This is a genomic window from Klebsiella sp. X13, from assembly GCF_003323835.1.
In the GTDB taxonomy this organism is placed as follows: Bacteria; Pseudomonadota; Gammaproteobacteria; order Enterobacterales; family Enterobacteriaceae; genus Klebsiella; species Klebsiella ornithinolytica.
The window spans coordinates 2,274,303-2,289,634 of the sequence record NZ_CP030874.1 but is presented as its reverse complement, the minus strand read 5'-3'; the positions used below and the strand labels follow the sequence as shown (position 1 = coordinate 2,289,634).

12 protein-coding genes are annotated in these 15,332 nt (G+C 57.6%); 4 read left to right on the top strand and 8 right to left on the bottom strand.

Features of this window, described 5'->3' with window-relative positions:
* Positions 1–3 precede the first annotated feature (3 nt).
* From DSD31_RS10890 to nqrC, 6 genes are all read right to left on the bottom strand, one after another.
* Positions 4–1,134, bottom strand: a complete 1,131-nt coding sequence (locus DSD31_RS10890) for an ABC transporter permease (protein ID WP_032717712.1) — start codon at positions 1,132–1,134, stop codon at positions 4–6.
* The gene (locus tag DSD31_RS10885; RefSeq protein WP_015584139.1) at positions 1,124–2,407 is read right to left on the bottom strand and encodes an ABC transporter permease; all 1,284 of its coding nucleotides are present in this window, start codon (positions 2,405–2,407) and stop codon (positions 1,124–1,126) included. Before DSD31_RS10885 ends, DSD31_RS10890 begins: the two co-directional genes overlap by 11 nt.
* Before the next feature lie 2 nt (positions 2,408–2,409).
* A complete protein-coding gene (locus DSD31_RS10880; RefSeq protein WP_113991390.1) occupies positions 2,410–3,789 on the bottom strand; it encodes a Fe-S-containing protein in 1,380 nt (459 codons plus the stop codon).
* 88 nt (positions 3,790–3,877) lie between these two features.
* On the bottom strand, positions 3,878–4,405 hold the full coding sequence (locus DSD31_RS10875; protein WP_004863053.1) for an iron transporter: 528 nt from the start codon (positions 4,403–4,405) through the stop codon (positions 3,878–3,880).
* Between the two features lie 18 nt (positions 4,406–4,423).
* A complete protein-coding gene (locus DSD31_RS10870) occupies positions 4,424–6,373 on the bottom strand; it encodes an FTR1 family iron permease (protein WP_113991036.1) in 1,950 nt (649 codons plus the stop codon).
* A gap of 229 nt (positions 6,374–6,602) precedes the next feature.
* Positions 6,603–7,364, bottom strand: coding sequence for an NADH:ubiquinone reductase (Na(+)-transporting) subunit C (gene nqrC, locus DSD31_RS10865; RefSeq protein WP_113991035.1), 762 nt, complete (start codon positions 7,362–7,364; stop codon positions 6,603–6,605).
* Between the two features lie 445 nt (positions 7,365–7,809).
* Here nqrC and DSD31_RS10860 point away from each other — a divergent pair, with 445 nt between their 5' ends.
* The gene (locus DSD31_RS10860) at positions 7,810–8,769 is read left to right on the top strand and encodes an AraC family transcriptional regulator (protein ID WP_113991034.1); all 960 of its coding nucleotides are present in this window, start codon (positions 7,810–7,812) and stop codon (positions 8,767–8,769) included.
* A gap of 15 nt (positions 8,770–8,784) precedes the next feature.
* On the opposite strand, the gene DSD31_RS26170 is transcribed toward DSD31_RS10860, so the two are convergent.
* Complete coding sequence (locus tag DSD31_RS26170; RefSeq protein WP_099144820.1) at positions 8,785–8,904, bottom strand: small membrane protein; 120 nt, start codon at positions 8,902–8,904, stop codon at positions 8,785–8,787.
* Positions 8,905–9,115: 211 nt separating this feature from the next.
* Between DSD31_RS26170 and DSD31_RS10850 the strand changes: the two genes are divergently transcribed.
* On the top strand, positions 9,116–10,198 hold the full coding sequence (locus DSD31_RS10850; RefSeq protein WP_004863067.1) for a malate/lactate/ureidoglycolate dehydrogenase: 1,083 nt from the start codon (positions 9,116–9,118) through the stop codon (positions 10,196–10,198).
* Between the two features lie 240 nt (positions 10,199–10,438).
* Entirely contained in the window at positions 10,439–12,589 is a 2,151-nt protein-coding gene (gene fdhF, locus DSD31_RS10845) for a formate dehydrogenase subunit alpha (RefSeq protein WP_004863070.1), read from the top strand.
* 62 nt (positions 12,590–12,651) lie between these two features.
* Here fdhF and DSD31_RS10840 read toward each other — a convergent pair whose 3' ends face one another.
* On the bottom strand, positions 12,652–13,809 hold the full coding sequence (locus DSD31_RS10840) for a M20 aminoacylase family protein (RefSeq protein WP_004863074.1): 1,158 nt from the start codon (positions 13,807–13,809) through the stop codon (positions 12,652–12,654).
* A 289-nt stretch (positions 13,810–14,098) separates the two neighbouring features.
* Here DSD31_RS10840 and DSD31_RS10835 point away from each other — a divergent pair, with 289 nt between their 5' ends.
* Positions 14,099–15,301, top strand: coding sequence for an MFS transporter (locus DSD31_RS10835; RefSeq protein ID WP_086816280.1), 1,203 nt, complete (start codon positions 14,099–14,101; stop codon positions 15,299–15,301).
* Positions 15,302–15,332: the final 31 nt, after the last annotated feature.

Sequence of the window (15,332 nt, the reverse complement as noted above, 5' to 3'; positions counted from 1 at the left end):
GCGTTATTCTCCTTTCAACACTTTCGCCGGTTCAACGCTCACCGCGCGGCGAACCGGAACAATGGCCGCCAGCAAGGCGACCAGTAAAGACAGCGCCAGGGTAATCGGCAGCACCGGCAGGCGCAGCGAAATAGTGGCATTAAACACGGTCAGCCCCAGCAGTTGGGCGAGCAGATAGCCGAGCAGCCAGCCGCAGACCACCGCTGCCAGAGTGATAATGCTGGTTTCGAGCAGCATCTGGCGGATAATATCGCCATTGCTGGCGCCCAGCGCTTTTTGCAGCGCAAACTCACGGGCGCGCTCGCCTACAATTGCCATCAGGGTGGTATTCACGCACAGCGACGACAGCGCCAGAATCACCAGAGAAACCAGCCCCATCAGCCCTTTGATTTTATCCAGTACCTGACCTTCGGTTGCCGAGACCTTACGGATCGGGCGGATCTCAAGAGCGGGATAGCGCTGCTGCAGCTGCCCGGCATAGTTTTCCACCTGGCCGAGATCGTTACTGACGCTCAGCAGGCCGTGGCTGATAATACCGGGCTTTTGCAGCCACGCCTGCGCCACGTTCAGGCTGACAATCAGCATGTTATCGGTCGCGTCACCGGCCTCGACGATCCCCTTGACCAGCAGTTTTTTGCGCCGCTGATGATCCACCAGCGTGACGCTATCGCCCACATTTAGCGCCAGCCGCTGAGCCAGCTTAACGCCCACCATCGCATGGCGATCGTCAAAGCTGACGCCGATCCAGTTGCCGCTGACCTGCCAGTACGGCACCAGCTTTTGCAGCGACTCAAACCACACGCCGACGATCGCCACTTTTTCCAGCTCGGTACGCGCCGTGCCGTATAGCCAGGGGCTGGCGCCATGAATCAGTCCCTTCGGCGCATCGTCAAGAATCGCCTGCAGTGTCGGCTCCGGCATACGGGTACCGTGCCCTGGGCCGATATAAAAATTTGCGCCGAAGGTCCGCAGCTCCTCGCTCATTTTGCTGTTGATGTCAAACCACACGGCGGAAAGCGCCGTCACGATGGTCGCACCAACCGCCAGCGCGGTGAACACGACGCTGACGCGCTGCAGACGCAGACGCAGCGCCCGCCAGACCAATAGCCACAGCATGTCGCGCTTAGCGGCCATACAGCACCTCCACGGGATAAAGTCGGGCGATACGACGCGCCGGGAACCAGGTGCCGATAAGCGCAATCAGCACTGCGATCACCAGCACACAGGGCACCACCACCCAGGCAAAGTCGAGCGGCGTGGCAAAGAGCATCAGGCCAATCATCTTCGCCAGCCCCCAGCCAGCGATGCAGCCCAGCCCCCCACCTGCCAGCCCACCCAGCGCTGCTTCGAGATAAAACAGCAGCAGAATTTGCCACTGTCGGGCGCCAAGCGCTTTCATCAGGCCGATCTCCCGGGCTCGCTCCATAATGGTACTGGTCATCAGCGAGGCAATACCCATTGCCGCAGCGGCCAATGCCGCCAGGGTAACGACCGCCATCAGCAGCTGAATTTTATCGATAACTACGCCCTCCGAGGCCGCAACCTGCCAGACCGGGCGCACTTCCGCACCGGAAATGGCCTCCTCCAGCTGGTGAGCGATAGAAGAGACGTATGCCGTGCAATACCACAGGTCATACTCTTCGGCGTTGAGAGCCTCGAGATTCTCACGCGCCCGGCGCGACAGCTCATTTTCGGGTACCGTCAGCGCCGATACGCGAATTGCCTGTACTTTTCCCGTCAGACCCAGCAGCTGCTGTACGATGCTAAGCGGCATCACCAGTTGGTTGTCTTCATCACCCCCGCTGGAGAGAACGCCGCTGACCACCACATCCACGGCCTCGTTCGCCACCTGGAGCCTGAGATGGTCACCGGGTTGCCAGCCGTAATTACGCGCCAGCGCATGGCCGACTAATGTTTGCGGCGTCTTGCCTACAGGTTCCTGCGGCCAGTTGCCGGTAACCTGCCAGAACGGACTGACCGTGCGCTGCCCGGTCTCATAGCCCTCTTCATCCGGTATCGCGACCGGCTGACTGAAGAAGGTCCCGAGTATGCGGATATCGTGCCCGTCAACGGTCGCCTCGCCGCTGAGCATGGGAGCAAACCCAACGATATTATTTCGCCAGAAAATATCCTTAATATTCGCCAGCTCGGATTCATCAAGGAAATCATCGCTGGCCAGCGGGTTGCTTTGTTCGCTGAATAACGCAGGTAGCGCTGCCTGCCCTGCCGGTTCAATTAAGATATTGGCGCCGTAGGATTTCAGTTCCCGGGACATTTTGTCACCGATGTCGATAGAAATAGCCAGCAGCGCCGAGATCAGACTCGTGGCCAGGAAAACGGTTAACACCGCCAGCGCTTTGCGGCGCAGATTACGCCCCCATGACTGATAGATCATTCGCCACAGCATGGTTACTCCTCCTGCACCGTGCCGGGAACAAACGCCTCTGGCGCGTTGCGGAAACGGTTGTAGTTTGCTTCAGAGGCAAAAAACCAGGTTCTGCCTGCGTAGCTGTATTTATACTCTGCGGTCGTGTTGGTCAGGACCGTCCCGTCCACCGGGTCGGTCACGTTGATAGTCAGCACGGTAGAGAAATAATTGCCTCCGACGGCCAGCGCCGTACCGGGTATCGTCAGCTCACGTTCGTCGTTATGCCAGCCATCGATCGGTACCGGATTACAGCCGCCGGGTTTACCAATCGAAGGAATGAATATGTGTACCCCGCAGGCGACACAAATCACCTGATTACCTTCCATGACATATCCCTGATCGCCGCACAGCAGGCAGGCATCAAATACCACGCCAAAGCGTAATTTGTCGGGATAGCGGTTGATGACAAAGAAGCGAACCGCCTTACCGTCGTCTGCCACCCAAACGAAACGGTGCAGTTTTCCGTCGCGAACCTGGGTAAGCGGAATATGGACCAGACCATCAGCGGCAAGGCTGACCGGCTGAGCTTCCGAGAGCCTCGGCGGTTGCGAGGCCACCAGATCCCACCACAGCTGGCCACCTGAAATCACCAGCGCACAGCAGATCGTCGTTAACCAGAGGCGGACAGCGCTGCGCCGCTCGGCCAACGCCAGTCGACGGGCAACCGGCGCCGTCGCCGCCTTCACCGCCCGGGCATAGCTACGGATAGCCGGGGTCCAGCACAGGCACTGCAGCAGGAGCACGGCGGCGGCAAGCCAGCTATACCAGGCGGCATTGTTGGTCACCCTGGCCACAAAACTCAGCAGCGGCTTCAGTAAGGGGATGATTTGCAGCTTCATCAACAGCAGCAGCAGATTGCCGAACAGCGGCAGCCACAGCAGGATCATCAGGAGAATTGTCAGCGGCCAGTACGGCCAGCTCATCCGCCGCAGCAGCAGAGCGCACAGCACCGCGGCCAGACACAGCAGCGCAACGGCCAGCGCCAGCGCGGTCAGGTTCAGCAGCAGGTCGGTATTCAGCACGTGGGTGGAGGTTAATCCGCCAAGATTGGGATCCAGAGCCCAGTGACGGGCGGCGCCAAATACGAGGATCCATTGCCACACGTAGCGCAGACGCGGCGTGGCCCACCAGAAGCTCAGTAAAAACAGCAGGGAAAGGAGGATTTCTCCGCTCACCAGCATCAGCTGTAGCGTCTGGCTCCCGCGAATAAACAGTCCGGCCAGTAGCCCACAGGCCAGCGCCGTGAGCAGCGTCCACGTGAGGGGGCGCAGTGAAGGAGGTTCGCCGCGGCCCCAGAGCACCGAGGAGAGCAGCGTTATGCAGAAAAAAACCTGCAGCGTGGTGACGAAAAAATAACTCATAACTTCGACCCGGTTCGGCGGATAATGTGCAATCCGCATGCGGTAATACACCGCAGGACGGCATGCTGGCCATCCTGCGCGACGAACGTTAGTTCAGGCCGACGTATTTGAATTCATAGCTGACATCAAACGGTTTCCACCAGCGGCCAACCCCGGTTTCGCTGTCGGTATGACGGTGCATCCCAGCTTTTGATGGCGGTTCAATGTGATACGTCACTTTATAATTGCCGACGCCCATCATTTTAATATTGGCGCCATAGTGTGGACCGTCGCTCGCGACCATCGGCATAAAAGTCCCTTCCTGCTTTTCACCGGTATCGCTATTGACCAGGGTATAGGCAATCGTCAGATAGGGAATCCATTCCCCGGCGCCAAAACCATTCTTTCCCCCTTCAACCGCATGAATATCGGCCTCCAGATGGATATCTGATTTCGCGGCCGGCAGACCCATTCCGCGCGGTTCCATATCAATCGGCTGAAGATAGACGGCGGCGATCTCCATCTCATTCATGGTGACCGGTTCACCGGCCGGATACTCTTTAAAAGCCAGCGCCGCGGGCGCGGTAAAAATAGCGGCCACGGTGGCAGCGATAATCAGGCTCTTTTTGATGGTCATTTGACAAATCCTCTCGTCTTAATTTGTTGAAGTATTATTTTTTATCTGTGCTGTGGGTAGGTGATTGCGACGGAGCGTAATCCACAGGGCGACCAGGGCAGCAATCAGTAAAATCACCTGTGGCGTCAGGGTTTCCAGATAGGGATAAATGCCCAGCCAGCTGATTTCGGGCACGCCGCCAACCAGCGTAGGCTGAAACAGTTTGCCTTCTATCAGTTCAAGGACACCTTTACCGGCAAAAACAAATGCCATCAGGTACATAAAACCGCCGGTGAAGATGAAGAAGGGTTTGAGCGGCAGACGCACCACCGAGTAGCGCATGATGAGCCACGCGGCCAGCAGCAGCACGCAGCCAATAATAAACCCGGCGCCGATGGCAAGATGCCCGGAAACACTCTGCGCGTCGCCCACCAGGGCGTAATAAAACAGGACCGTTTCGGCACCTTCCCGATAGACGGCAAGAAAGCTGGTCAGCCATAGCCCCACCAGCGAGCCGCGAGAGAGCGAATGCGTCAGCTTACCCTCCAGCCAGGCTTTCCAGCGGCGGGATTCAACCTTCGACAGCAGCCAATAGCTCATAAAGAACAGCATCACCACGGCGATCAGCATGGTAATCCCTTCCAGCAGCTCCCGACTGGCGCCGGAGCGGGTAAACACCAGTTGGAAAACGACCGCCGTCGCCACGCTGGCAACCAGCGCTACGACCACCGACTGACGAATCAGCGGCAGCTTGTCGTGATGGTCATTTTTCACCAGCCAGGCCACGATGGCCGCCACAATCAGCAGCGCCTCCAGCCCTTCACGGACAATAATCATCAGGCTGTATAGCAGCAGGCTCCACTGCGTCTCTTCCCCCTCGCCCAGCATCGCCACCGCCTGATGCAGATCGGCTCGTAGCGCAGCGGCTTCAGCCACCAGTTTGTCCTGCGGCTGCCCGGCCTTCATCAGGCTGACCAGACGGGTGAAGTGGGCCTCAAGACGGGTTTTAAATGCGGCATCGCGGGAGCCGATTTTGTTCTCCATCCCGCTGGCTTCAAAGCGATCGAAGTAGGTGTCCTGAATATCCAGAATGGCATCGGACGCCTCGCCGTGCTGGTAGCGCGTCAGCGCCGCCTCGATACTCTGGTTGATCCCCGTTGCAACGTTAGCCCAGTCAGCGGCCGGCACGCCAGCGGCGAGCGGAGTGCTCCCTTCGTCTGCTGTCGGGGCATTCACCGGCTGGTCATCGCGGGTCGTCGGCAGCCCGGGCAATATGTCTTCGAGTTCCTGCAACAGCGTCGTCACCTGATAAGCCACGTCGTTCAGACGATCCGGCTGGGACGTCAGCGCAATCAGGGCGGTAAACTGCTGGTTAATGGCCGCCGCCTCTTTTGCCGAGCGGTTTTGCCGCACCGACATTTCCATCTCTGAGTTTTTAAACCCCTGATAGTGCGCCTGCTGCACCTGCTGACTGGCGAGGGGGTAATTTCCCGTCTGATAGGCGCTCACCGCCTGCGCCAGCAGATCGTCGATGGTGCGGAAGCTGTTCTGCCAGTGCAATGCGATATCGCCCCGGGTCAAAGCGGTATGCTGCTCTTCCGCCACCAGCCGATGACCGCCATCCAGCACCGGCTCAACGTCGCGCAGCGCTTTCTTAAGTCCGTCCACCCGAGCCTGAACCTCTTGCAGCGGCTTGCCGTCTGCAATCATGCGACGGATGTCACCGAAAGTGCTCTCCATTTCGTAGCTTTTGCGCGCCGAAAAATTGATGCGGATAGGGCCTTCGAGGTTTTCAAACACTTCGAAATAGGCGGCCTGCACTTCCCGACGCGCCTCGTTGTTTTTTTGCTGCTGGTAGAGCTCGATCGTTTTATCCAGCCGGTGCTCAATATCCTCGATCAGCGGCGCGTAGCGGGTTTGCGCCGTCGCGCAGGCGCAGAACAGGACGCTGAGCAAAGTGAGCAGCAGAAAAGAGCGAGGAGCTGACATGACGGGTTCCATTAACGGCAATGATAATAGTTATCATTGTCATTTTTCCTTGCAGTCCACATGACCCAGATCATGAAAATGTCAAATGGTGACAATTTATGTAAAAAGCTGCAAAGAACAACACGTTTTGTGTCGGCTGCGCGCGTCCGTTTTTGATGTCATCCCCGCCCGCAAGATAAAAAAACGACGCCGGAAGTGGCGTCGCGGCAGGGAGGCAAACGGCTGAAGGTTACTGGGTTAATATCGCGGGATTATCCTGCAGATGGCGGAGAAAATTGGCGTAACCTTGCTCCCCCATCCAGAAATTGATGCTTTTCTCCACGCCGGTTGAGGTCAGGGTCGCGCCGCTGATGCCGTCAACGGTATAGGCGTCACGCTGGCCGGTATTGTCCTGAACAACCTGCAACGCGGGCCGCCCATGTTCATCGCGGATTTTTTTCCCTGCCCACTGCCTGCGCCACTGCGGGTCTTCCACCCTCCCCCCCAGCAGCGGCGTCTCATTCTGCTGGTAATAGATCAGGTCATTTACCGTACGGCCATCCGTGCGGAGAGCAACCAGCGCATACATCATTGATTTGGCGCCCTTACCGTAGACCGGCAGAATAATTTGCTGAATACGCTGGTCGGTATCACGGACCAGGTAAATATCCACCAGCGCGCAGCGACGCCGGATCTGCGCCGGGTCGCGGTTCGGTGGCAGGTCTGCACAGCGCTGGTGTTCTTCGCCAGTCTGCCCGGCAGGTACCAGCTCGCCGCGATCGAGATTCAGCTGGCGAGTCACGATGCGTGCCTCGAACAGCGCTCTCAACGTTTGCTCGTCGCGATGCCCGTTGTTCGCTAATCCGGCGACGTTGAGGACCGCAGCTTCCGTCTCTTCATTGACCGGCTCCGCAGCGTCATCCTTGAGCAATAAAAAATAAACAGCAACAATTGCAAAACATAAAACACAAACAACCATCAAAGATAGAACAATTATTTTACTCTTGCGCATACGCGTATTTTCCCCGTTGCGAAATGAATGTCTCTTTTTAGATTGCGATGATTTCCATCCTGCTGTCCACTCTCTTTTTTTTGCTGTTGCGCGAGCCCGAGGAAGATGAAAAATAACAAAGACGGGGTTGGTTTATTTTATTAAAATGTCAAAATAACAACTCAAAGCGCCCACTTAAAATACAAAAAAAAGAAATTAAAATTAATTAATCATATATTTCAAGGCCGCGAAAATGTTAACCGCAAATAGATTTCCGCTGGTTGATGCGGCCAGCCTGTCACCGCGATGTGCTACGGATTGATTGCTTTCCACGCAATACTGCACAATCTCCCCTCAGGCCAATGTAAAAAACCGGCCGCCCGCTGGCTTTCATGAAGATTAATATTATAATCAGAGGGATAAAACAGAGCTACCTGCCAACGTCAACCCGGGATAAGAGACAAGCATGTCCAGACCTTCGACGCTGTACGTTCCACATGTTTTAAGCGCGGCGGATATCGCGCCGGAAGAGCGCTATCAGCAAATAGCACAAAACCTCAGCTGCTATGGGATCAAGGTGGTGAACAACCGCCGTCCGGCAGACATTATTGCTAATCACAAAACCATCTCCGGGGTTTCTGGCGACTATTGTAGTGCGATGGGCTCAAGGAATGAGACGTTCTTCGATCCTCATCAGGTTGCAGAGTCCTCTGTTTATATCTCATTATTAGTCCACGGCCACCAGTTAATTAACGGCAGAAAAAAATCTGCCGCCGCGCAGGTGAATCCGGGAATGTTGATTGTTCACCAGCGTAATGATTATTACCATTATCAATGTGACGATGTTAAACAGCTGTATATCATTCCGCATAATGAGAAAATCAAACCATTATTCAGCGGAAAACTCACTAGTCCCATTATTTCACTGGAAAACCATCCTTTAGCGCTATTTTTAAAATCGCATATGCAGCTCCTCGATCAACGGTCAGACCGTTTATCACCGCAAGAAACCGCCGCTATCGTCGATAGTTTGCATCAAATTTCACTGCTGGTGCTGGCCGATGTGGCCAAGGAAAAAGGACTGCGTTCATGCGGAAAATTAAGCCATATCGTCAATAGCGCAAGAGCGTTTATTACGCTCAACTATCATCAACACCAGCTCTCTCCCGACCAGCTTTGTCGGACGCTGCGCTGCTCGCGAGCCAGCCTTGACCGGGCCTTCAACGAACAGGGAACCTCGGTAATGGCGGTGATCAAAGAGATCCGCCTGGAGGCCGCCCGACAGCTGTTGGAAAGCAATCCCCATCTGCCCGTCGAGCGCGTCTCCTGGCTATGCGGCTTCATCAGCCACCCGTTATTCAGCAAACACTTTCGCGAAAAATATCATCTCTCGCCGAAAGCCTGGCGCGATAACTATCCATATTAAAACCGCGCATTGACGTTAACGATGGCGGAATGATTTAAAATGTGTCGCCCTACGCTCTTTAATATAGCTGAGTAAACAATAGACGGATATTCCCAGCAGGGCGATGGCGACGATAATTAACAAGAGCGTGCTGATATTCATTCTGGTTTTCTCTTTCACATTGATTATCATTTTTATCATAGTGATTATCGCCGCCGCGAACAGCACCTGCGGCCTCAATCCTGTTCTCTGCCCCTCAATTCTCTCCTCGGCGCAAAGTATTGATCTTCTTCGCCCAGGAGCGCAGCATGGAAGCGCAAACTTAACAAAACAACAACACAATCAAATAGGTCACAGGAGCGTATCAGTGCAAACCGGATATCGTTTTCAGGCAACGGATCTGCATCAGTTCGTCAACACTCTCTTCATTCAGCTTGGCAGTTCTCCCACCGAAGCCTCCCTTGTCGCCGACCATCTGGTGGCCGCTAATCTCGCCGGCCACGACTCACACGGCGTGGGGATGATCCCGAGCTACGTGCGTTCTCATGCGCAGGGGCATCTGCAGCTTAACCGCCATGCCAGCGTGATGAAGGACGCCGGCGCGGTGGTGACGCTCGACGGCAACGCAGGCTTTGGTCAGGTGGTAGCCCATGAAGCGATGCAAAAAGGGATTGAGAAAGCCCGGCAACACGGTATGGCGGCTATCGCCCTGCGCAACGCGCATCATATCGGACGCATCGGCTACTGGGCCGAGCAGTGCGCGGCGGCAGGTTTTATTTCGATCCACTTCGTCAGCGTCGTAGGCGACCCGATGGTTGCCCCGTTTCGCGGCAAAGACAGCCGCTTTGGCACCAATCCGCTGTGCGTTATCTTCCCGCGAGAAGGTCAGCCTCCGCTGCTGCTCGACTACGCCACCAGCGCGATTGCCTTTGGCAAAACGCGCGTCGCCTGGCATAAAGGCGAAGCCGTTCCGCCCGGTTCACTGATTGACGCCCGAGGCGAACCGACCACCGACCCGGCGGTCATGCAGACGTCGCCGCTGGGTGCCCTGCTCACCTTTGCCCAACATAAAGGCTACGCCCTCGCCACGCTGTGCGAAATCCTCGGCGGTGCCGTTTCCGGCGGCCAGACCACCCACCAGCAGAGCCTACAGACCTGCGTTGATGCCATCTTCAACTGCATGACCACCATTATTCTCGACCCGAAAGCCTTCGACGCACCGGATATGCAGCGCGAGACGGAAGCCTTCATCGACTGGTGTAAACAGTCGCCTCACGATGCGCAGACGCCGATTCTGGTGCCGGGCGAATGGGAAGAAGCCAATCGTCAGGCGCGCCTGGCGCAGGGCATTCCACTGGATGCCGGAAGCTGGCAGGCCATCTGCGAAGCGGCGCTGGAAGCCGGATTCCCGGCGCAGGAACTGGCGCAGTTTCAGCCCAAAATGCGCTAGCCCCTGACAGAACGCCCTCCCCGGGCGTTCTGTTACGTCATCGTCATTAGTGACGACATCACGACGACACCTCCGCAGCACGAATTAATCCCCTTATATATCAACGCATTAATTTTGGCACAACTTCTGCATACCGCTCCTGCCTTCCGCTTGTATCGCGGCGAAAGGATTCCATGACGATGGCGGGCCGGGCCCGGCCTGACCATCGATCTTCATTCACTGTTAACAGGTCTGTTACTGATGAAAAAAATCACAAGCGTCTGCCCTTATTGCGGGGCGGGTTGCAAACTCAAGCTGGTTGTCGATAACAATAAAATTATCCGTGCGGAAGCCGCCGATGGGGTGACCAATCAGAATCAGCTGTGCCTCAAAGGGTATTACGGATGGGATTTTCTTAATGATACTCAGCTGCTTACCCCACGCCTGAAGCAGCCGATGATTCGCTACCAGAAAGGGGGGAAACTCACCCCGGTCAGCTGGGACGAGGCGATTCGCTATACGGCAAAAAAACTCCGGGAGATTAAAGAACAGTATGGCCCGCGCGCGATTATGACGACCGGTTCGTCTCGCGGTACCGGGAATGAAACCAACTATGTGATGCAGAAATTTGCCCGGGCGGTGTTAAACACCAACAACGTCGACTGCTGCGCCCGCGTGTGTCACGGTCCGTCGGTGGCGGGTCTGCAGGTGGCGCTGGGTAACGGCGCGATGAGCAACTCCATCAGCGATATTGAACACTCAAAATGTCTGCTGGTCTTTGGCTACAACTGCGCCGATTCCCACCCTATCGTCGCCCGTCGGGTGATTAAAGCGCGCGAAAACGGCGCGAAAATCATCGTCTGCGATCCGCGACGAATTGAAACCGCCCGCATTGCCGATCGCCACCTGCAGCTCAACAACGGCAGCAATATGGCGCTGGTCAACGCCTTCGGCCACGTTCTGCTGGAAGAAGATCTCTATAACCATGATTACGTCGAACGCTTTACCGAAGGGCTGGACGCCTACCGTGAGGCGGTGAAAGCCTACTCGCCTGAAGCGGTGGAAGCGGTCACCGGCGTCCCGGCGCAAGAGGTACGTCAGGCGGTGAGAATGTTTGCCGCCGCGCCGTCGGCCACGATTATGTGGGGCATGGGCGTTACGCAGTTCGGCCAGGCGGTCGACGTGGTGAAAGGCCTCGCCAGCCTGGCTCTGCTGACCGGTAATCTCGGCCGGGAACATGTCGGCGTCGGCCCGGTGCGCGGGCAGAATAACGTCCAGGGGGCCTGCGACATGGGCGTGCTGCCGAATCTGTTCCCCGGCTATCAGGAGGTGACCGATCCCAACGTCCGCGCCAAATTTGCCGAAGCCTGGGGGATCGACCCGGCCATAATGGATGACAAAGTCGGCACCCGTATTACCGAAGTTCCGCATAAAGCGCTGAGCGGGGAGATCAAAGCCTACTACATCATGGGGGAAGACCCGCTGCAGACCGAAGCCGATCTGGGGCTGGTGCGTAAGGGCATCGAGGCGCTGGATTTTGTCGTGGTGCAGGATATCTTCATGACCAAAACCGCCGAAATAGCCGACGTGCTGCTGCCGGCCACCTCCTGGGGCGAACACGGCGGCGTCTTCACCTGCGCCGATCGCGGTTTTCAGCGCTTCGAAAAAGCCATCCCGGCCCCGGGCAACGTAAAACGCGACTGGGAGATCATCAGCCTGCTGGCCAGCGAAATGGGCTACCCGATGCATTACGACGACAACCAGCAAATCTGGGACGAAATGCGTGAACTGTGCCCGCTGTTCTACGGCGTCACCTATGAAAAAATGGGCGATATGAACCACGTGCAGTGGCCGTGTCCGACGCTCGAACATCCCGGCACGCCATGGCTGTATAAAGGAAACCGCTTTGATACCCCGTCGGGGAAAGGTCAGCTGTTTGCCGCGCCGTGGCGTGCGCCGGCGGAGACCCCGGATGCCGACTATCCGCTGGTGCTCTGTACCGTGCGCGAAGTCGGCCACTATTCGTGCCGCTCGATGACCGGCAACTGCGCGGCGTTGCAATCCCTTGCCGATGAGCCCGGTCGCGTGCAGATAAGCCGCGCCGACGCCGACCGGCTGGGGATCGCCGATCGGCAGCTGGTGTGGGTGAGCTCGCGTCGCGGAAAAGTGATTACCCGCGCGGATATCAGCGATCGTATTAACCACGGCGCCGTCTATATGACCTACCAGTGGTGGGTCGGTGCCTGCAATGAGCTGACTCAGGACAACCTCGACCCGGTCTCGAAAACGCCGGAAACCAAATATTGCGCGGTGAAGATAGAAGCCATCAAGGACCAGCTCTGGGCAGAGCAGTTTGCCTGGCGCGCCTACAGTGACATGAAAGCGCGCCTGAAGGCGGCAGTAAACGCCTGAGTGTTGGGGGAGAGGCATCGCCTCTCCCTTTCACGGCGATCGCAACAGGTTCCGCCGTGGCGTCAGCCCGCCGGCAGCAGTTTTTCCACCAGCGCCGTCCACAGCGTCACGCCGTGTTCAATCAGATCGTCGTTAAAATCATAGCCGGCATTATGCAGCGGTTTCGACGGCGTTTCGCCATCGGTACCGATCCAGAAATAGGCGCCAGGGCAGGCCTCCAGCATGCAGGCAAAATCCTCCGACGCCATCGACGGCGCGATCTGCCCGCTCACCGCCGCCTCGCCCAGTACCGCCACCGCCGCCTCGCGCACCTTTAGCGCCTCCGCGCGATGGTTTTTGGTCACCGGATAGCCGGGATACCAGGCAATGCTCCCCTGCACGTCGGAGACCTGCGGCTGCGTACTGACATAGTGCGCAATCAGCCCTTTCACTCGTTCACGCACCCGGTTGCTCAGGCAGCGGAAGGTGCCGCGCAGCACCACTTTGTCCGGTAAAACGTTAATCGCTTCACCGCCGTTAATCTGGGTAATGCTGACGACCGCCGACTCTTGCGGCGACAGGCGACGCGAGGGGATCGTCTGCAGGGCCATAATCAGCTGCGCGGCGGCGACAATCGGATCGGCGCCGCTTTCCGGCATCGCCGCATGGCAGCTTTTGCCGGTCAGGGTGATTTCAAACGCATCCAGCGAGGCCATCATCGGCCCTTCGTTAACCGCCACGTGCCCCAGCGGCAGCCCGGGCCAGTTATGCAGCGCGTAGATACCGTCCATCGGGAAACGTTCAAATAGCCCCTCTTCCACCATCTTGCGCGCACCGCCGAGGTTCTCCTCGGCCGGTTGAAAAACAAAATGCACCGTCCCGCGAAAGCGGCGAGTCTGCGTCAGATGCGCGGCGGCGGCCAGCAACATAGCGGTATGACCATCGTGGCCGCAGGCGTGCATCACGCCCGGATTACGGGACTTGTAGCTGACGTCACCCAGTTCAGTAATCGGCAGCGCGTCCATATCGGCGCGCAGGCCGATAACCGGCCCGGGGCCGTTCTCCAGGGTGGCCACCACCCCGGTCCCTGCCAGCCCGCTATGCACCTGCAGGCCAAAAGATGTCAATAATTCAGCGACGCGACGCGAGGTTTTCTGTTCCTGGTAGCCCAGCTCCGGGCAGGCATGAAAATCACGACGCCAGCGGATGGCCTCGGCGATCGATGAAGGCGATACTGCCATGTGTTACTCCTTTCCTGCACAGCATCAACGCTGAACGAGTATGAAATCGGGATACATTTTATGCATGCGCCCGTCGCTGGCGGAATGCCCTCTTCGTTATATCCTTTCGCCAGCGCGCTGACAACACTCCCCGGAGGCCCGAACGGCGCGTTTTGCCGGGTGCCCGCACCCGCGTATCAATATTAGTAGTCATTTCAACGGTGACAGCGCGCATACGATTAATTAATATTCAGGGTCGTCGGCACTTTGCCGGATTATCCACCTGTTGACTTCCGTTATCGGGAATAAAATGTTTAACCCAGACCAGAATCGCCTTGCCCCCACGCTGGCGATGATTATGGCCGCGTCATTAGTGGGATTTATCACCGGTTATACGGTGCCTTTAATCAGCCTTGAACTTGCGCAGCAGCAGATAGACACGGTCTATGTCGGCCTGCTGGCCGCACTGCCGCCGGCGGGGATGATGCTCTCGTCGTTCCTCTCGCCCGCGCTGTGCCGTCGTTTTGAGATGGGCACCCTGCTCACGGCCAACCTGATCCTGCTGGCGCTCGCCACCATCACCTCCTGTCTGACCGTCGATCTGCTGCCGCTGCTGCTGCCGCGCTTTCTGACCGGTATCGCCTCCGGGGTGATCATCGTGCTTGGCGAAAGCTGGATAACCGGCGGCGCGGCGGGTAAAAACCGCGCGACGCTGACCGGTATTTACGCCTCGGCATTCACCGGCTGCCAGCTGGCCGGGCCGCTGCTGATCTCTGCCGGCGCCGATTATCAAATCTGGGTGCTATTGGCCGTCGTCGGTCTGACCGCAGCCTGTCTGTTGATGCTGCGCCATCTGCCGAGCGGAAGTCGCGAAAGCCTCTCTGAACGCGCCAGCTGGCGTAGCCTGGGCGCGTTTTTACCGGTTCTGGCGTCCGGCGTCTTCTGCTTCGCCTTCTTCGACGCCAGCATTCTGGCGCTGCTGCCGCTCTACGGGATGGATAAAGGGCTGAACGAAGCGATGGCGGTCCTGCTGGTGACCATTGTGCTAACCGGCGATGCCTTCTTCCAGGCGCCGCTGGGCTGGGTGGCCGACAAATTTGGTATCCGCCGCGTGCATCTGAGCTGCGCGGCGGTGTTTTGCCTCGCCCTGGTGGCGCTGCCATTCCTGCTGGCGTCGCCTGTACAGCTCATTGTCGGGTGTCTGATCCTTGGCGCGGCGGCGGGGGCGCTATATACGCTCTCGCTGGTGCGCGCCGGTAAAACCTTCAGCGGGCAGAAGCTTATTATGATCAACGCGCTGCTGGGCTTTTTCTGGTCGGCGGGCAGCGTTGCCGGGCCGGTTGTCAGTAGCCTGCTGATCAGCGTCTCCGGCTATGATGGCCTGCTGATCGCCCTGCTGGCCTGCGGAGTGTTGTTCCTGCTGATTCAGTGCCTGGGGAAAACGGAGAAAGCGCTGCTGGCGAATGAACGCCAGGACCGCGATGACGACGATGCTCAGACTGAAACCGCCTGAGATGCGACGGCAAGCGCCATCAGCGGATGTT